The organism is Bradyrhizobium sp. P3_C3 (assembly GCF_056402655.1).
The window spans coordinates 60,389-78,605 of the sequence record NZ_JBFUGY010000040.1; the positions used below are offsets into that span (position 1 = coordinate 60,389).

Sequence of the window (18,217 nt, forward strand, 5' to 3'; positions counted from 1 at the left end):
GTTTCTCCGCGCTCAGTGGCCGGCGCTCTGGCCGCCGTCGACGTGCAGGATCTCGCCGGTGACGAAGCTTGCCTGCTCGAGATAGAGCACGGCGCCGACGATGTCGGACATCTCACCCATGTGGCCGACCGGATGCAGCGCGCCGAGCTGGGCATGCGTCGCAACGGGATGCATCGGCGACTTGATGATGCCGGGCGCCACCGCGTTCACGCGGATGCCGCGCCTGGCGTATTCGATCGCGAGCGACTTGGTCGCGGCGTTCAGCCCGCCCTTGCTCAGCGAGGCCAGCACCGACGGCACGTTCGAGTTCGCTTGATCGACCAGCGTGGTCGTGATCTGGACGACATGGCCAGAGCCCTGCTTCTCCATCTCGGCGATGGCGAGCTGCGTGATGTTGAAGAAGCCCGCAACGTTGGTGCCCATCACCGCCGCGTAGTCTTCCGCCGTGTATTGCGTGAACGGCTTTGCGACGAAAATGCCGGCATTGTTGACCAGCGTGTCGACGCGGCCAAAGCGCGCGACGGCCTGCGAGACCACACGTTCGGCGGTGGCCCGGTCGGCGATGTCGCCGGGAACGGCGAGGATATCATCGTCGCCCGACGGCTTGATGGAACGCGCCGTTGCGACGACGCGATAGTTGCGATCGCGAAAACCCTGGACCAGGGCGGCGCCGATGCCCTGCGATGCACCGGTGATGATGGCGACCTTCTGCTCGATACCCATGGCTGACTCCTGTTGTTGGCTTTCAGAACCTGCGCCAGCAGCGGCTGGCTCGCGTACTGAGGTACGCCCCGGCGGCCCGGCTGCGAATACACGTTGTCCGGCAGACACTGTTACGCGGTGCGAACGAATGCCGGACCGGCCTTTGGCGGCGGTTGTCGCGGCGGGGGCGAGCGCCTAGCTTGTCACTGGAATTTGATGGGGCGACGGGTAGGCATGGATCGTCTGGATGCGATGAAGGTGTTCGTCCTTGCGGTGGACGAGGGCAGCTTGGCCGCCGCAGGACGCAAGCTCGGCCGCTCGCCGGCTGCGGTCAGCCGCGCCATCGCCTTCCTGGAGGAGCGGGTCGGCGCCGAGCTGCTGCACCGGACGACACGATCGATCAAGCTGAGCGAGGAGGGCGAGCGCTATGTTGCGATCTGCCGCCGCGTGCTCACCGAATTGGAGGAGGCCGACGACATCGCGGCCGGTCCGCGCACGGCACCCCGCGGCCTGCTCACGATAACTGCCCCCGTGGTCTCGGGCGAGATGGTGCTGCGGCCGATCCTCGATGCATTTCTCGATGCCTATCCGACGGTGTCGGCAAAGCTCCTGCTGTTCGACCGTTCGGTCAATCTGATCGAGGAGGGCGTCGACATCGCGCTTCGCATCGGACCTCTCGCGGACTCGGCGATGGTGGCAATGCGGGTCGGCGAGATCAGCCGCGTCGTCGTCGCAGCGCCGCGCTACCTGAAGCAGCACCCGCGCATCGCTGAACCCGGCGATCTCGCCAAGCACCAGATCGTGGCGATGGCGCACCTGCCCAATTCCTGGACCTTTGCGCCACAGGCCGGCTCATCGGCAGCCAGGACAGTCCAGTTCACGCCGCGCCTCGTCGTCAATAGCACCTATGCGGCGGTGGCGTCAGCAGTCGCCGGGCGCGGCGTGGCGCGGATGTATTCGTACCAGGTGGCCGAGCAGGTCGTGCGCGGCGAGCTCGAGATCGTGCTGGCCGGCGATGAGGATCCGGAGATGCCCGCGCATTTGATCTGCCCGCAGGGCCGGCTCGCGGTGCCGAAGGTGCGGGCCTTCACCGACTTCGCGGTGCCCCGGCTGAAGAAGCACTTTGCGCAGCTCAAGAAGAGCCTCGGCGCACGCTAGACATTGCGGCCGCGCGGCGACTGCCAATGCGTTGTTTTGCGTATACGGCCACTCGCCTGAAACGGCCATGCTGCCCGAACGGTTAACGCCGGATTAACCGGTGAGTCCTAGCCTGTCTCGGCCGGGGTTACTCGCAAGGCCGAGGTGAGCCCAATGGAAGCCCAGAAGATTGCGGTCGACGCCGTCGTCGCGCTGACCGATTGCGACCGCGACGCCGTCATCGCCTTCATCCGCCGGCTCTATCTCGCCGGCGTCACCGACCCCAAGCGCCTCACCTTCAAGGGCCTGCAGGCGCTGTCGCGGGCTTGATCGAACACAATCCAATCTACTTGACGGTCGGATCGCTGATCCGGATCGAGGTGACGCGGTCCTGCCTCACCTCGAATGAGAAGGGCCGTGGCTCGTAAGTCCAGAGTTCGGTCTTCTCCAGTCCGCTCGGCCCGACGTGGAATGGGCCGCCGAACTGCGCCATCAGTTTGTCGGTGCTGTCGCCGAGATTGACCCGGTTGAAGCTGTAGGCGGCGACCGGTGCCTCGCCGCTGATCTGGAGCGCGACGGTGCGGTTCGCTTTCACGATGGCGGCAAGATAGGGAAACTCGCCGGTCTTGCCGAGGAAGTAGACATAGGCCGTCGCGTTGTTCGGTTACGGCAGCCTGCGGTGCGGCTCGCCGAGCACGGCCTTGAGCGAGGTCTCCGAGATGCCGACGCCGAGCGCGCCCATGCGCTGGCAAGCAAAGCTGAGCACGTCGGGATCGGGCGGGGTGATGCGCTTACCGGCTTCGACCTTGCAGGCGAATGTCTGCCCGACCCGTAACCACTGGCCGCGCAGCTCCGGATCCGGAGGCTTGCCGCCTTGGGGTGACGGCGAAGTGCCTTGGCCGCTCACGGGTGCGAATATTCCAAGCAGAACCAGCGCGAGCGCGGAGCCCGCCAACGACCGCCACATCCCCAAGACGCACCCCGATTTTCCAACCCTAGAACCAGGATAGCATGCCGCAAACCGACCGCAACGCGGGGATTGGCGGCGGGTCGGCTACGATTTCAAATTGTGCGCGGCACGGCTTAAGACGGCCCAATCACAACCTGCGGAACAGCCTCAGGATGCACGCCAATATCTTGCAGCTCGGGCCGGGTCGGAGTAGATCACGTCCCCGGCTGGGTCACTCGGGATTTGGGGAAATGCTGAAACAGCTTTTTGCGCCGCAACTTGTCATTCTCTATGTGCTCGCGGCTTCGACCATTTACGTTCACTTCCGCGGCAAGCAGCGACTGCGATTCGCGCGCCAGCTCGGCGATCACTCGACCTATCTCGCACCGTACAACGTGCTGATGTACGCAGGCTCCGCCGTGCCGAACAAGCCGGTGATCCCGGTCGAGCAGTTTCCGGAGCTGAAGCCGCTCAGCGAGAATTGGGAGACCATTCGCGACGAGGCGGTGCGGCTGTTCGACGAAGGCTTCATTCGGGCCGCGGCGAAGAACAACGACTGGGGCTTCTACTCGTTCTTCAAGAGCGGCTGGAAGCGGTTTTACCTGAAATGGTATGACGACTTCCTGCCGTCAGCGAACACGCTGTGCCCGAAGACGGTGGAGCTGCTCAAATCGATCCCGAGCGTGCACGGCGCGATGTTCGCGATGCTGCCGCCGGGCGGCAAGCTGGGCGCGCACCGCGATCCCTTTGCCGGCTCGCTGCGTTATCACCTCGGCCTCGTCACGCCGAACTCGAACAAGTGCCGCATCCTCGTCGACGGTGTCGAATGCGTCTGGCGCGACGGCGAGGCCTTCATGTTCGACGAGACCTTCATCCACAGCGCGGAGAATGCGACCGACGTCAACCGCATCATCCTGTTCTGCGACGTCGAGCGCCCGATGAAGTACGGCTTCATGACCGCGATCAACCGCTGGGTCAGCCATCACATCGTCAAGGCCTCCGCGACTCAGAACGTGGACGGCGAGAGCGTTGGCGTGCTCAACAAGGTGTTCGGCAAGCTCTACGAGATCCATCTCGGCAGCCGCAAGGTCAAGGAGTGGAACCGCAACGTCTACTACACGCTGAAATATTCGCTGACGGCGCTGATCCTCGGTCTCATCGTGATGTCGGCGCTGCGCTAATCCGCCCTACGAAAAACCCCGGAGCAGGCTCCGGGGTTTTGTTTTTGCGGACGTTGCTGCGGCCTCACACCGGCTTGGCGCCGGTGTTGATGATCGACCCCACATGCTGCCCGCGCAGCGCCGCGGCGATCCGGCCGGGAACGAGACCGTTGACGACCTGCACGCGCGTGATGTGCCTCGCGTTGGCCATCACCTCCAGCAGCGCCGGATCGAACGGCAGCGTACCCTTCAGCTTCGCAAGATCGGCAAAGCTCGTCTCTTTCAGCAGCTCGGCCTTCCTGCCATCCGCGCCATTGGGATCGGTCGTGTAGACCCCATCGACGTCCTCCACGATCGCGAGGCCGGCAGCGCCAAGCGCGTCGGCGAGCAGGAAGGCGCCGGTATCGGCCCGATGCAGCGGGATGCGTGCGGTCGGGAATTCATGATGGTGGTAGGGCGGGAAGGCGCTGCCGACGACCGCGCGCGCGGCCGTGAGGTGTATGGCGAGCTGGCTCGCGATGGTCGGGTGCTCGACATAGGAGACACCCTCCGGCGCGAGCAGGCTTGCCAGGATATGTCCGTTCTGGCCGGCTTCGCTGGCGGCGAGCGGGGCGAGCGAACCCACGGGAAGGCCGAGATCGAGGCCGACGCTGTAGAGATGGCGGGCGCGGATGCCGGCGCCGGTCAGGATGAGCAGGCGATGCTCCGGCAAGAGCGACCGCAGCTCGTCGACCAGCGGGAGGATCGCTTCGTGACCGCGGTCCATGATGCGGCCGCCGATCTTGATGACCTGCAGCCAGGGCAGCAGCTTGATCGGGCGGTTGCCGGCAACGGGGCGGGTGAGATCGCTGTCGAGCAGAGTCTGGCGCGCGAGCGGCGAGGCGACGTGCTTGATCCGGTTGGTATCAGCCATGACGGTGCTCTCTTCAGCTCGCGGTGATGATGGTGCCGACATGCTCGCCCGCAAGCGCGCGGGTGAGATTGCCGGGGACGAGGCCGTTGATGATCTGCACCTGCCGGACATGGCGCGCCGAGGTGAGGAGATCGAGCACCGGGAATTCCAGGATGGAGTCCTGCAGGCCCTTGGCCTTCATCTCCGCCACCGAGATCTTCGGGATGAAGGTGGCGTTCTTCGACGTCTTCGGGTTCGCGGTGTAGAGGCCGTTCTCGTCCTTCACATAGATCATCGCTTTGCAGCCGAACTGCTCGGCGACGAGGAAGCATCCGGCGTCGGTCCGGTAGGGCGGGATCACGCCCTCGGCCGCGGGCCGCATCCACAGGCTATAGGGCGGCATGCCGCTGAAGATCACCGCACTCACCTCGGCAAGGAACAGCGGCACGGACGACAGCCCGGCGCTGGAGACGGCGGAGATACCGTGCTTGGCCAGCAGCTGCCCGAGCATCGCGGCGTTCTGATCGGCGACGGAAGCCCCGAGTTGCGACAGCACGCCGGCCGGCAGCCGGAGCCCGGCGGCGATCGAATACAGATGCCGCGCACGGGTGCCGGCGCCGGTTCCGATCAGAAGCTTGTGCGCCTTGCGGGCGGCGACGATCTCCTCGACGATTGGATAGACCGCGGCACGGCCGCGATCGATCATGCTCTGGCCGCCGATCTTGATGACGGTTGCATCGGGGAGGATGCGGAAGTCCGCTGCCTTCTCCGCTGCGGCCACAAGCTGTGGGTCGGTGAGCGAGCGCTGCATCAGCAGCCCCTCGAGCTCCGTGATCGTGTTCGACATCCGAGACATCCTCTCGTTTTCTGATGCAGTCTCTGCGGCGGACCCTTCAGCCTCGACCGCGAATCTTGCCGCACACTTCAGTCCATGGCAACAAGGTGGCCGCGATTTAGCGGCCAAACATGGAGCAGGCAATGGCCCCGTTGCCACTTGCGAACACCGAGATCGTGCAATTCTTCCGCGAGTGGTTGGATACCTTCTCAGGCTATGTCCGCGAGGTCGACTACGCCTCGGCGCGGCCGCTGTTTCACCCGGACGTGCTCGCTTTCGGCACGCATAACGACGTCATCCCGGGGCTCGACCAGTGGGTTACGACGCAATGGAATAACGTCTGGCCGAAGACGACCGACTTCCGCTTCGTCCTCGACCAGGTCTCGATCCTGGCGTCCCCCGACGGCACGATGGCGACGGTGGTCGCGCCGTGGACGAGCAAGGGCTACCATCCCGATGGCAGCGCGTTTCCGCGCCCCGGCCGAGCGACGATGGTGTTTTCAAAAGATGGCGATGGCTGGCTGTGCGTGCATTCGCACATGTCGCTCAATCGCGGGGTGCCGCAGGCAAGCCATGCCAATCGGCCGGTGAAGGCCTGGTAGAAATGCAAAAGGCCCCGGACATGTCCGGGGCCTTTCGATTTCCAGATGTCGTTCAGCCTATTCCGGCTGGCCGATGCTCACCTTCAGCGTGCCGACGCCGTCGACGCCGCATTCGAGCTTGTCGCCCGGCTGGAGCTGCGACACGCCGGCCGGCGTGCCCGTCATGATGATGTCGCCGGCGGCGAGCTTCACCTGCTGGGAGAGCTGCCAGATGATCTCGGGCACGTTCCAGATCAGCTCGGTGAGATCGCCCTTCTGGGCTTCCTTGCCGTTGACCGTCAGCCAGATCCTGCCTTTGGCGGGATGGCCGATCTTCGAGGCCGGCTGCACTGCGGAGCAGGGAGCCGAGCCGTCGAACGACTTGCCGATCTCCCAGGGGCGCTCCTTCTTGCGCGAGGCGATCTGGAGGTCGCGGCGGGTGAGGTCGATGCCGACGGCGTAGCCGTAGACATGCTCGAGCGCCTTGTCGGCGGGGATGTTGAGGCCGCCGCTCTTCATCGCGACGATCAGCTCGACCTCGTGATGCAGATCCTTGGTTAGCGGCGGATAGGGAATGGTGGCGCCGTCGGGCACCAGCATGTCGGCGTGCTTGGCGAAGAAGAACGGCGGGGCGCGCTCGTCGTTGCCCATCTCGCGGATGTGCTCGAGATAGTTGCGGCCAACGCACCAGATGCGGCGCACCGGATAACGACCGCTCTCCCCGACGACGGGAAGCGAAGCCTGGGGCGGAAGCGGAATGACGTAGGAGGCGGCGTTCATGGAGCGATCTCGCTGCTCTTGGTGGGGTGAAGGAAACTCTATGCGGTTGCGCTGATCGGCGCCAGAGCGCCGGCGTCGTGGTGTTGCAGGCGGAAGAACGAGGCGTAGCGGCCCGAGCGGCGGAGCAATTCGTCGTGCCGGCCCTGCTCGACGATCTCGCCGCCCTCGACCACCAGGATCGCATCGGCGTGCATGATGGTGTGCAGGCGGTGCGCGATCACGATGGTGGTGCGGTTCTGGCAGAGATGCTCGATCGCCTCCTGCACCTGCCGCTCGGACTCGGAATCGAGCGCGGCGGTGGCCTCGTCCAGCAGGATGATCGGCGCGTTCTTGATCAGCGCGCGTGCGACCGCGATGCGCTGGCGCTGGCCGCCCGAGAGCTGCGTGCCGTGCTCGCCGACCGGCGTGTCGTAGCCGAGCGGGAAGCTCATGATGAAATCATGCGCGCAGGCGGCTTTCGCGGCATCAACGATTTGCTCTTCGGTCGCGCCGGGTTTGCCGAAGGCGATGTTGCTGCGGATGGTGTCGCGGAACAGATAGACGTCCTGGCCGACATAGGCGGTCTGCGCGCGCAGCGATTTGCGCGAGACCGCGCCGATCGACTGGCCGTCGATCACGATGTCGCCTTGCGTCACCTCGTAGAAGCGCAGCAGCAGCCCCAGCACGGTCGATTTGCCGCCGCCGGAGGGGCCGACCAGCGCGGTGACTTTTCCGGGCTCGGCAACGAAGGACATGCGGTTGAGGACGGTCTCGCCGGTCCGGTAGGAGAAGCTGACGTCGCGCAGCTCGATCCGGGCGTCGGACAGCTTCAGCGCCGGCTTGTCGTCGTCGGAATGTTCGCTCGCCGGGCTGTCGACCACTTCGAGCAGCATGCGGGCGCCGACGAGCTGGCTGTTGAGGTCGATGTTGAGCCGCGCCAGCCGCTTGGCCGGCTCGGTTGCCATCAGGAACGCGGTCATGAAGGAGAAGAACGCGCCGGGCGTGGCGTTGAGCGCGACCACGCTGTAGCCGCCGTAGAGCAGGCAGCCGGCGACCGCGAAGCCCCCGAGCATCTCCATCAGCGGGTTGGAACGGTTGGCGACGCGGGCCATCTTGTTGGCGTTGCGCTCGACGATCGCGATGTTCTCGTCGATGCGCTTTTGCATGGTGTCTTCGAGCGTGAATGCCTTCACCGTGCGGATGCCCTGGAGCGATTCCTGCATCGTCTCCAAGATGTCGGCGGTGCCGGTGAACTGGTTGAAGGCGAGGCCCTTGATGCGCTTGACCAGCTTGCGCAGCACCAGCATCGCCGGCGGCACCACGACGAGGCCGATGAACGACATCACCGGGTCCTGCCACACCATCACGCCGATCATCGCGAGCAGCATCATGAGGTCGCGTCCGACAGCGTTGACCAGCATGTTGAGCACGTCGGTGATGGATTTGGCGCCGGCGGTCAGCCGCGCCAGGAATTCAGACGAATGCCGTTCGGAGAAGAAGCCGACGCTCTCACGCATCAGCTTGGCGAACAGCTGGCGCTGGTTGGTGGCGAGGATCGCGTTGCTGATCTTGGTCAGGATCACCATGTGGCCGTAGGTCGCCACGCCCTTGATGAACAGCAGGATCACCGTGATGCCCGAGAACATCGCGATGCCCGGGATGTTCTTGTCGACATAGGCCTGGTTGATGACCTGGCCGAGAACGTAGGTCGCGCCCGCGGTCGATCCGGCGGCAAGCGCCATCAGCGCGAAGGCGACGAGGTAACGCCGCCAGTAGATGATCCCCTGTTCCGTGACCAGGCGGCGAATCAGGATTGCCGCCGTATAGGGATCGTCGGTGATTTTCTTTGGAAACTGGGCCATCCGGTGTCCATTGACGGGGCAAGGAAAAGCCTGCCCGCGCGTCAGGGATCGAAGGGCCTCTGTGCCCGCTAAAGCCGCGCTTTTCAAGCCCAATTAAGGGCTTGCGCTGGGATGGAATCTAGGCCGAGACGGCGTGGCGGAGCTCGCCATGGCGCTCGCGGAACAACTTGTCCTCCCAAGCCAGCGCGTGGGCCGCAATGGTCTCGAGGTCGTCGTATTGCGGCTTCCAGTCGAGCAGGCCGCGGATGCGGCTGGTGTCGGCAACCATGGTCATGATGTCGCCGGGCCGGCGCGGGGCGTATTGCACGGCGAAGCTGCGCCCCGAAACCCGACGCACCGCGTCGATGGTTTCCAGCACCGAATAGCCGCGGCCATAGCCGCAATTGAGCGTGGTCGAGGCGCCGCCATTGCGCAGGTAAGCAAGTGCCGAGCGATGCGCCTGCGAGAGGTCCGAGACGTGGATGAAGTCGCGGATGCAGCTGCCGTCCTGGGTCGGATAGTCGGTGCCGAACACGTCGATCTTGGCGCGCTGGCCGGTCGCGGCCTCGACCGCGATCTTGAGCAGATGCGTAGCGCCGACGGTGGCCAGCCCGATGCGCGCCTGCGGATCGGCACCGGCGACGTTGAAATAGCGCAAGGTCACGTATTGCATGCCGTAGGCGGCGGCGACGTCGTGCAGCATGATCTCGGTCATCAGCTTCGACGAGCCGTAGGGCGACAGCGGCCGCGTCGGCGCGTGCTCGGGCACCGGTACCAGGTCCGGATTTCCGTAGACGGCCGCGGTCGAGGAGAAGATGAAACGGCTGATGCCGCGCTTGACGGCGACGTTGAGCAGGTTGCGCGCGGTCATGAAGTTGTTGCGGTAGTAGCCGAGCGGATCGCGCATCGACTCCGGCACGACGACGGAGCCCGCGAAATGGATGATGCTCTCGATGTTGTGCTGGGCGATCACGCCTTCGACCAGGTTCTCGTCGCCGGCGTCGCCAATGAACAGCGGCACGCCCTCGGGCAGATAGGCCGAGAAACCGGTCGAGAGATCGTCGATCACGACGACGTCCTCGCCGGCTTCCGCCAGCGCCAGGACCGTGTGACTTCCGATATAGCCGGCGCCGCCGGTGACTAGCACAGTCATGATCTCACCCGTCTTCGATCAACGCGCCACGTTAACGTTTGCGCGGTGAAGAGGGGGTTTCGGCAGCCCTGAACTGGTCACTATGCTTAATGTTGCGTATAGGGGGCTTCCGTAACGGAGCATGACGTGGCGAATTCCCCCGGCGATCTCGAAGTGATCGTGCCAAATCTGCACAGGCGCTATTCCGGGGTCACCGCGACCAACCGGATGGTGGCGCCACGGCTGGCAAAGCTCTATCGCGCGGCGTGGTTCGGCTCGGATGCGCCGGAGGGGATTTCGCGACTGAGCGCTGCCGATTTCCTCAAACTATGGGGCCGCAAGACGCCATTGATCTGGCACGCGCGGCGCAACAACGAGATGATCGCGGGCGTGCTCCTGCGCGCGCTCGGCTGGCCATTGAAACTCGTGTTCACGTCGGCCGCGCAGCGCCATCACAGCTGGATCACGCGCTGGCTGATCCGGCGCATGGACGCGATCATCGCGACATCAGACATCTCGGCCTCGTTCCTGAAAGTGAAGGCGACGGTGATCCCGCACGGCGTCGACACCGACGTTTATGCGCCGCCGAACGATCGCGCCGCTGCCTTTGCGGAAGCCGCGCTGCCGGGCCGCTACGCGATCGGCTGCTTCGGCCGCGTGCGCGCGCAGAAGGGCACCGATGTGTTCGTCGATGCGATGTGCCGGTTGTTGCCGCGCTATCCTGATTTCACCGCCGTCATCGTCGGACAGGTCACGCCGGAGCAAATGCCCTTCGCGAACGACCTGAAGAAACGCATCGAGGCCGGCGGCCTGCAGTCGCGCATCGTCATCACCGGTGAACTGCCGATCGAAGCGGTGCAGCGCTGGTATCAGCGGCTGACGATCTACGCCTTCACCTCGCGCAACGAAGGTTTTGGTTTGACGCTGATCGAGGCGATGGCGGCCGGCAGCGCGCTCGTCGCCGCGCGCGCCGGTGCGGCCGCGCTAGTGGTCGAGGACGGCTCGACAGGTGTGCTGATCCCGACTGGTGACGCTGATGCGTTGGCCGCCGCGCTCGAACCGCTGATGCGCGACCCGGACGCCGCGCTCGCCATGGGCGCGCGGGGGCGGGCACGGGTGCTGGCGAAGTTCAGCCTCGATGCCGAAGCGGCGCGGATCGGCGACGTTTATCGTCCTCTGCTCTGAACTGCCGTTTTCGCGACCGCAAACAAAAATCTCGAAAACAACCCCATGCAAAGTAGCCGGTGCCAGCGGAATCAACGGGTTGACGGCCGGTGCGATGCGTTGCGGATTTTACGAGGCCGTTTGACACGTCGGGCAAAGCAGCGGCACGATCTCATCATCGGCCGCAGTTACGATACCCGGATCATCCATCCAGGTTCCTTCAAACCGTCGCGGTCGACTTCACATTGGGCAGCGCACATACGGCATTTGCACTGGCACCGGCTCCTTGGAGCTGAGTGTGATATTATTCTCTCCGGAGTATGTCAGGTCGAATGCGACGTCTGAAATCGAGACGCCGTCCGAGCACGACGCGATTATTCGCATATTCGGCCCGTCATCGCGCAACGATTTGACCGTGCATTTTTCAAATGTGCCGGTTACTTGCCTTCCCTGGACGATTAAACCGCCCGCGTGGAGATCAGCATCTTTCTTGAAGGCAAGCCTGTTGTTCTCTTTGGTGAATATTTGGCCACAGGCCGAGGCGTCGATTGTCCAAGCTCCGTTCAAATCCGCAGCCTGAATCGAGGCCGATTGCGTCACGAGAAGTACCAACGTCACCAAAGGATTGAAGGTCCTCATGAAACTCTCCGACTAAATGGTCAATGCTGCCAAATCAGCCTCTTCGACGCCGATGGGGGCGCAGCAAGACGCGCCCCTTCGTATCGGTCTTGAGCAGTATTTGGGTGCGGCGAACTGGCGAAGCTGTTGTTGATCTAAGTCAATAGGCTCTGCAGAGCGCTCGTCTGCTTGAGGCAAAGCGCAGCGTAGCGCGATGACGAGTGCGATCTGTCAGAGCTGGAAAGGCCGCCGCACTTGTCCGGCGGCCTCCGCGCTTGAGTGGCTTGCGGGGCGGCGCCCGAGCTAGAGATCGATGCTAACGGCGATGTTGCGGCCCTGTAGTTGGGAAATCTTCATTCCGTCAGCCTGCACTTGCGTGAACTCCGGGTCGTTTGCCACGGCTTCCTRCACTTTGCCGTAAACTTCCCAATTGGAATAGCGCGTCGCAACCAGCAACTCTCCTGCCCACTGGCCAGTGTGGAAGMGGGAGAGCCGAAGAAATTCGGCGCCGTGTTTCTCAAAGATTTTCTTCGCCTGCCTGACGATCTTGATCATTTCCTCGGGCTTGTCGGTCTTGAAGCGAGTGAATTGAACGATCGGCATGGGGCTACCTCCATAACTGTGTAAAATGTCCAAGAGGCATGTATCGAGCGACGTTTGAGGAACGAACCTCTTGTTCGAATCTCGATGAAGATTCGTCTTTGTCGACGTGATCTTGGTTCAGCCTTCACAAGCGGCAGCGACGCAGCCTTATCCCGCGAATGAACTGACAACGTCACTGACTAAAGCTGGCGGACGGAAAGACCTGCTGTTGGATTCGCTGCCAGTTGCCCGACCAACGCATGGCGTCAATGAGTTCACACTCCGAGCACCCGCTGCGCGATCGCCACGACCTCGGAAGCCGCGATGTCGCGCATGCAGCGGTGATCGTTCATCCGGCAGATCGTGCTCTGGCAGGGCTGGCATGAGAGCACGCTCTTGTCCTGGACCACGGTCGCTGCGAGGCCGTTGAGGGGGCCCCAGAGATAGGGGCTGGTCGGGCCGAAAATGCCCATGGTGGGCGTGCCGAGCGCGGCTGCGATGTGCATCAGGCCGGAATCGTTGGAGATGGCGACGCCGGCCGCGGCCATGGCAAGGACGCCGTTGCGCAGATCGGTGCCGGTGAGGTCCCGCACGCCCGGACCGCCGGCGGCGACGATCTCCTGAGCGAGGCCCTTTTCGGCGGGGCCGCCAACCACCCAGACCTCCAGCCCGCGCTCGGCCAGCAAGCGGGCAGCCTCCGGATAATAGGTCCAGCGTTTTGAGGCGCCGACTGAGCCGGGAGCCAGCGCGACCGCCGCCCCGGCGCTGAGGCCATTGGCCTGCCGCCAGCGGACGATGTCCTCGGCCGGGACCCGCAATTGCGGCACCGGCCATTCCGCGGGCAGGGGGGCGCCATCGGGTTGGGCCAGGGCGGCGTTCTTGTCGATGAAGCGGGGCAGCTTCTTCTCGCCCCAGCGCCAGCGGTTGAGCAGGCCGAACCGGAACTCGCCGACGAAGCCGACCCTTTCCGGAATCCCGGCCAGGGCGGGCGCGATGGCCGCCTTCCAGGTCCGGGGCAGCACCAGGGCTGTCCCGTAATTCCGCTCGCGCAGGAGCTTCGCCAGGCCGAACTGGCGGTCAACGGCGAGCCGGCTGCGCGGCAGGTCCCACACGATGCCATCGCGCACGCCGGGCATGTAGTCGACCAGGGGGGCGCAGAGGGAGGTGGTGAGGAGATCGACCGGCCGGTTGGGCCAGCGCTCGTTCAGGACCCGGACAACGGTGTGATTCCGGACGAAATCGCCGATCCACATATAGGGGACGATCAGGATCGGGCGTGTGTCGCTCCGATCTGCATCTCGACCAAATTGCGAATCTTGATTCATTCGTTAATAGGACCGGGAACGTGCTGATGTTGCGGTTCGGTTACCCGCTCCGGACCTGCAGGTAAAGCCGGGACAGCGCCGATCCCAAAACCGCTTACACTTTGGCGGATCATGCGCTAGGGCAGGACCGGGCCGTGAAAATCGGGCAGGGCAAAACCTGGCAGGGTAGGTGGAATGTTGCTGGTGACCGGTGGGGCCGGTTTTATCGGATCGAATGTCGTCGCCGCGCTGAACGAGGTCGGTCGCAGCGATGTCGTCGTCTGCGATCTCCTCGGGACCGAGGGCAAGTGGCGAAACCTCGCCAAGCGCCAGCTTGTGGATATCGTCCCGCCGGCCGAGCTGCTCGACTGGCTGAAGGGCCGCAAGCTCGACGCCGTGATCCATCTCGGGGCGATTTCCGAGACCACCGCGACCGACGGCGATCTCGTGATCGAGACCAATTTTCGCCTGTCGATGCGCCTGCTGGACTGGTGCACGGCGGATGCGGTGCCGTTGATCTACGCCTCGTCGGCCGCGACCTATGGCGATGGTGCCGACGGCTTTGACGACGACGCCTCACCGCCCGCATTGAAGAAACTGCGGCCGATGAATCTCTACGGCTGGAGCAAGCACCTGTTCGATCTCGCCGTCGCCGAGCGCGTCGCGCGCGGCGAGAAGCTGCCGCCGCAATGGGCCGGACTGAAATTCTTCAACGTGTTCGGCCCCAACGAATACCACAAGGGCTCGATGATGAGCGTGCTGGCGCGCCGCTTCGATGATGTGAGGGCGGGCCGTGTCGTGCAGCTGTTCAAGTCGCACCGCGAGGGCATCGCCGACGGCGATCAGCGCCGCGATTTCATCTATGTCGACGACGTTGTCCGCGTCGTCATGTGGCTGCTGGCGACGCCGTCGGTGTCCGGTCTCTTCAACGTCGGCACCGGCAAGGCGCGCAGCTTCAGGGACCTGATGCTCGCTGCCTATGCGGCGCTCGGCACCAGGCCCAACATCGAATATGTCGACATGCCCGAGCAGATCCGCGGCAGCTATCAATACTTCACCCAGAGCGAGGTCGATCGCCTGCACCGCGCCGGCTATAACGGCGGCTTCACGACGCTCGAGGATGCGGTGAAAGCCTATGTCGGCGATTATCTCGACCGGCCAGACCGCTTCCGCTGAGGCTTCAAGGACCATGCCGACCCCCATTCTCGATTTCGACGCTCTCGCGCAAGCCATCTCAGGCCGTACGGTGCTGTGCATCGGCGACATCATGCTGGACGAGTTCGTCTATGGCGAGGTGTCGCGGATCTCGCCGGAAGCGCCGGCGCCCGTGATCGCCGCCCAGCGCAGCGAGATCCATATCGGCGGCGCCGGAAACGTCGCGCGCAATATCGCGTCCCTCGGGGCGCGCTGCATCTTCGTCGGCCTCGTCGGCGAGGACGATGCGGGCAAGCGGCTCGAAGCGGCACTTGCGGAGCATGTCGGCATCGAAAGCGCGCTGGTGTGCGATCCGTCGCGGCCGACCACGCGAAAAGTCCGCTTCGTCTCCGAGCATTTTTCCACGCATATGCTGCGCGCGGATTGGGAGCAGGCGATGCCTGCCTCCGACGACATCGAGACCAGGCTGATCGACACAATCCTGCCGCAGATCGCGCGCGCCGACATCGTGCTGCTCTCCGACTACGCCAAGGGCGTGCTGACCGCGCGCGTGATCCGCCACACCATCGACGCCGCGCGAACGCTCGGCAAGCCCGTGATCGTCGATCCCAAGAGCCTGAACTGGGCGATCTATCGCGGCGCCACGCTGCTCACGCCCAATCGCAAGGAATTTTCGGAGGCGACGCGCAGCCGCGCCGACACGCCGCAGAGCATCGTCGATGCCAGCGAGGACGTGATGCGGCTCGCCGATTGCGAGGCGATCCTGGTCACGCAAGGCGAGCACGGCATGACGCTGGTACCGCGCAATGGCGAAGCCGTTCACGTTCCGGCTGTCCCCGTGAAGGTGCGCGACGTCTCCGGCGCCGGTGACACCGTCGCCGCCGCGCTTGCGGTGTCGCTCGCGGCGGGTGCGGACTGGGACACGGCGTTGCGGATGGCCAATGCGGCCGCTGCCGTCGCCGTCGGCAAGCAAGGCACGGCCAGCGTGAGCGCGGCCGAGCTGCGGCGGAAGATCCTGCCGCATGCTTATCTCGCGGCTGAGGAGAAGATCGTGCTCGAGCCTGATACGCTCGACGCACAACTCGCGGAGTGGCGCCGGCAGGACCTGCGCGTCGGCTTCACCAATGGCTGCTTCGACATCCTGCATCCCGGCCACGTCAAGGTGTTGACCGCGGCGCGCGGAGCCTGCGATCGCCTGATCGTCGGCCTCAACAGCGATGCCTCGGTGCGGCGGCTGAAGGGCGCCGATCGCCCGGTTCAGGACGAACGGGCGCGTGCGGAAGTGCTCGCGGCGCTCGAAGCCGTCGATCTCGTCGTCATCTTCGAGGAGGATACGCCGATCGATTTGATCACCCGGATCAAGCCGAGCGCGCTGGTGAAGGGCGGCGACTACACCCGCGAGCAGGTGGTCGGCCATGAGGTCGTCGAGGCCGCCGGCGGAATCGTCGTGCTGGTCGACATCCTCCAGGGCTTCAGCACGACCGCGCTGGTCCATCGCGCGCGGGGAGGGGGCAAGTGACGGACCAGGCGACGACGCTCGCCCGGGAGACGACCGCCCAGATGCTGTGGCGGCGCTTTCGCAGCCCGGCGGCGTGGTGCGAGACGGCCGACCTGTTCGCGATCCTGACCGTGGCCTCGCTGCCCTGGTCGACCTCGCTCGCGGCGATCTTCAACGCTCTGTTCCTGGTCTGCATGGTGCCGTTTCTCGACGTCCGCGCATTCCTGCAATCGCTGAAGCGCCCGATCGCGGCCGCGCCGATCGCGCTGGTCCTGCTCGCGCTGGTGGGCACGCTGTGGTCGGATGCGGCCTGGGGCGCGCGCCTCTATGCGGTCAACCCGACCGTCAAGCTGCTCGTGCTGCCGGTCTTCCTCTATCATTTCGAGCGCTCGTCGCGCGGGCACTGGATGTTCATCGCGTTCCTGGTGTCCTGCGCGCTGCTCTCGGTGATGTCGTGGCTGGTGGCCTTCTATCCCAACCTGACGCTCAAGCCCGATCACCTCGAGCGCGGCATCTTCGTCAAGAACTACATCGACCAGAGCCAGGAATTCGCGCTGTGCGCGGTCGCGCTCGCCTATCCCATCGTGATGCTGCTGCGCGAGAAGCGCTATTGGTTCGCGGGACTATTGATCGCGCTGGCTCTGAGCTTCTTCGTCAACATGGCCTTCGTGGTGGTGTCGCGCACAGCGCTCGTCACCGTTCCGATCATGTTCGGCGTGTTCGCACTGCTGCACMTGCGCTGGCGCAGCATCGCGATCATCTCGGCCGCTCTTCTCGTCGGCGCCGCTCTCGCCTGGCAGGCCTCGCCGCAATTGCGCAAGACCGCCGATACCTTTGCCAGCGACTACACGCGCTATGTCGAAAAGGGCGAGCCGACCTCGCTGGGCCTGCGGCTCGAATTCTGGCGGAAATCGCTCAGCTTCTTCGCGGAGGCGCCGATCAAGGGGCACGGCACCGGTTCGACGCGTGGATTGTTCGAGCAGGTCAAGACCGGCAGCGGCTACCAGGCCTCCGCCGAGGTGATCGGCAATCCGCATAACCAGACGCTAAATGTCGCCGTGCAATGGGGCGTCATCGGCATCGCCGTTCTCTACGCGATCTGGGTCCTGCATCTCCTGTTGTTCCGCGGCGACGGGCTGGCCCATTGGATTGGCCTGCTGGTGGTGGTGCAGAACGTCTTCACCTCGCTGTTCAACTCCCATCTGTTCGACTTCCACGAGGGCTGGATGTATGTCATCGGCGTCGGCGTTGCCGGCGGCATGGTGATCCGGGCCCGACACGCCGAGGCGAAGGTGTGGGAAGCTGGTTCCTGAACGGCCGCGCCGCTGGCAAGCCTTGTACTGGCAAGTCTTGTCGAGATGGGCTATCAGCGCAGTCAGGTTGCACCTAACTGGGATTTCATCGGTCGGCGGATGACGCGTCTTTCGCATCTCACCTTGCGCAATTTCCTGATCGCGCTCCACGACCTGCTGGCGACCACGGCGGCGCTGTTCGCAGCCTTCTACCTGCGTTTCGAGGGCGGCGACGGCTTCTTCGACCGCCTGCCGCTGCTGTTCCAGATCCTGCCCTACTTCCTCGCCTTCAGCGTGGTCGTGTTCTTCCTCTTCAACCTGACCACGACGAAATGGCGCTTCATCTCGCTGCCTGACGCGCTGAACATCATCCGGGTCGCGACCGTGCTGACGGTGGCGCTCCTTGTCCTCGACTACGTGTTCGTCTCCCCCAACGTCCGCGGTGCCTTCTTTCTCGGCAAGGTGACGATCGTCCTCTACTGGTTCCTTGAAATTTCCTTCCTCAGCGCGCTGCGCCTGGCCTATCGCTATTTCCGCTATACCCGCGTGCGCCGCCACGCGCGGATCGACGATGCCGCGCCGACGCTGCTGATCGGCCGCGCCGCGGATGCCGAGG

The 18,217-nt window shown here is 64.5% G+C and carries 19 protein-coding genes and 1 pseudogene; 9 read left to right on the forward strand and 11 right to left on the reverse strand.

Features of this window, described 5'->3' with window-relative positions; all coding sequences use genetic code 11:
- Positions 1 to 12: 12 nt before the first annotated feature.
- The gene (locus AC1DW2_RS33975) at positions 13 to 723 is read right to left on the reverse strand and encodes an SDR family NAD(P)-dependent oxidoreductase (protein ID WP_477008160.1); all 711 of its coding nucleotides are present in this window, start codon (positions 721 to 723) and stop codon (positions 13 to 15) included.
- A 213-nt stretch (positions 724 to 936) separates the two neighbouring features.
- Between AC1DW2_RS33975 and AC1DW2_RS33980 the strand changes: the two genes are divergently transcribed.
- Together AC1DW2_RS33980 and AC1DW2_RS33985 are read left to right on the forward strand one after the other, a co-directional pair.
- The gene (locus tag AC1DW2_RS33980) at positions 937 to 1,860 is read left to right on the forward strand and encodes a LysR family transcriptional regulator (protein WP_477008161.1); all 924 of its coding nucleotides are present in this window, start codon (positions 937 to 939) and stop codon (positions 1,858 to 1,860) included.
- A gap of 153 nt (positions 1,861 to 2,013) precedes the next feature.
- Positions 2,014 to 2,169 carry a hypothetical protein gene (locus tag AC1DW2_RS33985; RefSeq protein ID WP_014493894.1) on the forward strand — a complete coding sequence of 52 codons (156 nt, stop codon included), beginning with the start codon at positions 2,014 to 2,016 and terminating at the stop codon, positions 2,167 to 2,169.
- 16 nt (positions 2,170 to 2,185) lie between these two features.
- Here AC1DW2_RS33985 and AC1DW2_RS33990 read toward each other — a convergent pair whose 3' ends face one another.
- Together AC1DW2_RS33990 and AC1DW2_RS33995 are read right to left on the reverse strand one after the other, a co-directional pair.
- Positions 2,186 to 2,434, reverse strand: coding sequence for a hypothetical protein (locus tag AC1DW2_RS33990; RefSeq protein WP_477008162.1), 249 nt, complete (start codon positions 2,432 to 2,434; stop codon positions 2,186 to 2,188).
- A gap of 69 nt (positions 2,435 to 2,503) precedes the next feature.
- Positions 2,504 to 2,806: a hypothetical protein gene (locus AC1DW2_RS33995; protein ID WP_477008163.1), complete on the reverse strand. Its 303-nt coding sequence runs from the start codon at positions 2,804 to 2,806 to the stop codon at positions 2,504 to 2,506.
- Positions 2,807 to 3,039: 233 nt separating this feature from the next.
- Here AC1DW2_RS33995 and AC1DW2_RS34000 point away from each other — a divergent pair, with 233 nt between their 5' ends.
- Positions 3,040 to 3,969, forward strand: coding sequence for an aspartyl/asparaginyl beta-hydroxylase domain-containing protein (locus AC1DW2_RS34000; RefSeq protein WP_259256747.1), 930 nt, complete (start codon positions 3,040 to 3,042; stop codon positions 3,967 to 3,969).
- Positions 3,970 to 4,033: 64 nt separating this feature from the next.
- Here the strand turns inward: AC1DW2_RS34000 and AC1DW2_RS34005 are convergent, their stop codons facing one another.
- Both AC1DW2_RS34005 and AC1DW2_RS34010 read right to left on the reverse strand, forming a co-directional pair.
- A complete protein-coding gene (locus AC1DW2_RS34005) occupies positions 4,034 to 4,861 on the reverse strand; it encodes an amino acid kinase family protein (RefSeq protein WP_477008164.1) in 828 nt (275 codons plus the stop codon).
- 13 nt (positions 4,862 to 4,874) lie between these two features.
- The gene (locus tag AC1DW2_RS34010) at positions 4,875 to 5,687 is read right to left on the reverse strand and encodes an amino acid kinase family protein (RefSeq protein ID WP_259256748.1); all 813 of its coding nucleotides are present in this window, start codon (positions 5,685 to 5,687) and stop codon (positions 4,875 to 4,877) included.
- Positions 5,688 to 5,818: 131 nt separating this feature from the next.
- On the opposite strand from AC1DW2_RS34010, the gene AC1DW2_RS34015 reads away from it, so the two are divergent.
- On the forward strand, positions 5,819 to 6,277 hold the full coding sequence (locus AC1DW2_RS34015; protein WP_282523646.1) for a YybH family protein: 459 nt from the start codon (positions 5,819 to 5,821) through the stop codon (positions 6,275 to 6,277).
- 57 nt (positions 6,278 to 6,334) lie between these two features.
- Here the strand turns inward: AC1DW2_RS34015 and AC1DW2_RS34020 are convergent, their stop codons facing one another.
- From AC1DW2_RS34020 to galE, 3 genes are all read right to left on the reverse strand, one after another.
- Complete coding sequence (locus AC1DW2_RS34020) at positions 6,335 to 7,036, reverse strand: fumarylacetoacetate hydrolase family protein (RefSeq protein WP_166342732.1); 702 nt, start codon at positions 7,034 to 7,036, stop codon at positions 6,335 to 6,337.
- Positions 7,037 to 7,074: 38 nt separating this feature from the next.
- The gene (locus AC1DW2_RS34025) at positions 7,075 to 8,877 is read right to left on the reverse strand and encodes an ABC transporter ATP-binding protein (RefSeq protein ID WP_477008165.1); all 1,803 of its coding nucleotides are present in this window, start codon (positions 8,875 to 8,877) and stop codon (positions 7,075 to 7,077) included.
- Positions 8,878 to 8,995: 118 nt separating this feature from the next.
- On the reverse strand, positions 8,996 to 10,009 hold the full coding sequence (galE, locus tag AC1DW2_RS34030; protein ID WP_028153516.1) for a UDP-glucose 4-epimerase GalE: 1,014 nt from the start codon (positions 10,007 to 10,009) through the stop codon (positions 8,996 to 8,998).
- Between the two features lie 126 nt (positions 10,010 to 10,135).
- Between galE and AC1DW2_RS34035 the strand changes: the two genes are divergently transcribed.
- On the forward strand, positions 10,136 to 11,173 hold the full coding sequence (locus AC1DW2_RS34035) for a glycosyltransferase family 4 protein (RefSeq protein ID WP_477008166.1): 1,038 nt from the start codon (positions 10,136 to 10,138) through the stop codon (positions 11,171 to 11,173).
- Positions 11,174 to 11,392: 219 nt separating this feature from the next.
- Here the strand turns inward: AC1DW2_RS34035 and AC1DW2_RS34040 are convergent, their stop codons facing one another.
- The 3 genes from AC1DW2_RS34040 to waaF form a co-directional block, all read right to left on the reverse strand.
- Positions 11,393 to 11,791: a hypothetical protein gene (locus AC1DW2_RS34040; RefSeq protein ID WP_477008167.1), complete on the reverse strand. Its 399-nt coding sequence runs from the start codon at positions 11,789 to 11,791 to the stop codon at positions 11,393 to 11,395.
- A 282-nt stretch (positions 11,792 to 12,073) separates the two neighbouring features.
- Positions 12,074 to 12,373: a hypothetical protein gene (locus tag AC1DW2_RS34045; protein WP_477008168.1), complete on the reverse strand. Its 300-nt coding sequence runs from the start codon at positions 12,371 to 12,373 to the stop codon at positions 12,074 to 12,076.
- A 254-nt stretch (positions 12,374 to 12,627) separates the two neighbouring features.
- Positions 12,628 to 13,677 carry a lipopolysaccharide heptosyltransferase II gene (gene waaF / locus AC1DW2_RS34050; protein ID WP_477008169.1) on the reverse strand — a complete coding sequence of 350 codons (1,050 nt, stop codon included), beginning with the start codon at positions 13,675 to 13,677 and terminating at the stop codon, positions 12,628 to 12,630.
- Between the two features lie 174 nt (positions 13,678 to 13,851).
- On the opposite strand from waaF, the gene rfaD reads away from it, so the two are divergent.
- From rfaD to AC1DW2_RS34070, 4 genes and pseudogenes are all read left to right on the forward strand, one after another.
- Positions 13,852 to 14,832: an ADP-glyceromanno-heptose 6-epimerase gene (gene rfaD / locus AC1DW2_RS34055; protein WP_282523653.1), complete on the forward strand. Its 981-nt coding sequence runs from the start codon at positions 13,852 to 13,854 to the stop codon at positions 14,830 to 14,832.
- A gap of 13 nt (positions 14,833 to 14,845) precedes the next feature.
- Entirely contained in the window at positions 14,846 to 16,330 is a 1,485-nt protein-coding gene (rfaE1, locus tag AC1DW2_RS34060) for a D-glycero-beta-D-manno-heptose-7-phosphate kinase (RefSeq protein ID WP_477008170.1), read from the forward strand.
- Positions 16,331 to 16,371: 41 nt separating this feature from the next.
- On the forward strand, positions 16,372 to 17,622 hold the full coding sequence (locus tag AC1DW2_RS34065) for an O-antigen ligase family protein (protein WP_477008174.1): 1,251 nt from the start codon (positions 16,372 to 16,374) through the stop codon (positions 17,620 to 17,622).
- 99 nt (positions 17,623 to 17,721) lie between these two features.
- Positions 17,722 to 18,217: pseudogene (locus tag AC1DW2_RS34070) on the forward strand (capsular biosynthesis protein); the annotation flags it as partial.

Coding starts and splice junctions, on each gene's coding strand:
- AC1DW2_RS34010 (WP_259256748.1), bottom strand. CDS start 5,687: ATGTCGAACACGATCACGGAGCTCGAGGGGCTGCTGATGCAGCGCTCG.
- AC1DW2_RS34005 (WP_477008164.1), bottom strand. CDS start 4,861: ATGGCTGATACCAACCGGATCAAGCACGTCGCCTCGCCGCTCGCGCGC.
- AC1DW2_RS33975 (WP_477008160.1), bottom strand. CDS start 723: ATGGGTATCGAGCAGAAGGTCGCCATCATCACCGGTGCATCGCAGGGC.
- AC1DW2_RS33985 (WP_014493894.1), top strand. CDS start 2,014: ATGGAAGCCCAGAAGATTGCGGTCGACGCCGTCGTCGCGCTGACCGAT.
- rfaE1 (WP_477008170.1), top strand. CDS start 14,846: ATGCCGACCCCCATTCTCGATTTCGACGCTCTCGCGCAAGCCATCTCA.
- AC1DW2_RS34000 (WP_259256747.1), top strand. CDS start 3,040: ATGCTGAAACAGCTTTTTGCGCCGCAACTTGTCATTCTCTATGTGCTC.
- AC1DW2_RS34040 (WP_477008167.1), bottom strand. CDS start 11,791: ATGAGGACCTTCAATCCTTTGGTGACGTTGGTACTTCTCGTGACGCAA.
- galE (WP_028153516.1), bottom strand. CDS start 10,009: ATGACTGTGCTAGTCACCGGCGGCGCCGGCTATATCGGAAGTCACACG.
- waaF (WP_477008169.1), bottom strand. CDS start 13,677: ATGAATCAAGATTCGCAATTTGGTCGAGATGCAGATCGGAGCGACACA.
- AC1DW2_RS34025 (WP_477008165.1), bottom strand. CDS start 8,877: ATGGCCCAGTTTCCAAAGAAAATCACCGACGATCCCTATACGGCGGCA.
- AC1DW2_RS34020 (WP_166342732.1), bottom strand. CDS start 7,036: ATGAACGCCGCCTCCTACGTCATTCCGCTTCCGCCCCAGGCTTCGCTT.
- rfaD (WP_282523653.1), top strand. CDS start 13,852: ATGTTGCTGGTGACCGGTGGGGCCGGTTTTATCGGATCGAATGTCGTC.
- AC1DW2_RS33980 (WP_477008161.1), top strand. CDS start 937: ATGGATCGTCTGGATGCGATGAAGGTGTTCGTCCTTGCGGTGGACGAG.
- AC1DW2_RS34015 (WP_282523646.1), top strand. CDS start 5,819: ATGGCCCCGTTGCCACTTGCGAACACCGAGATCGTGCAATTCTTCCGC.
- AC1DW2_RS33995 (WP_477008163.1), bottom strand. CDS start 2,806: ATGTGGCGGTCGTTGGCGGGCTCCGCGCTCGCGCTGGTTCTGCTTGGA.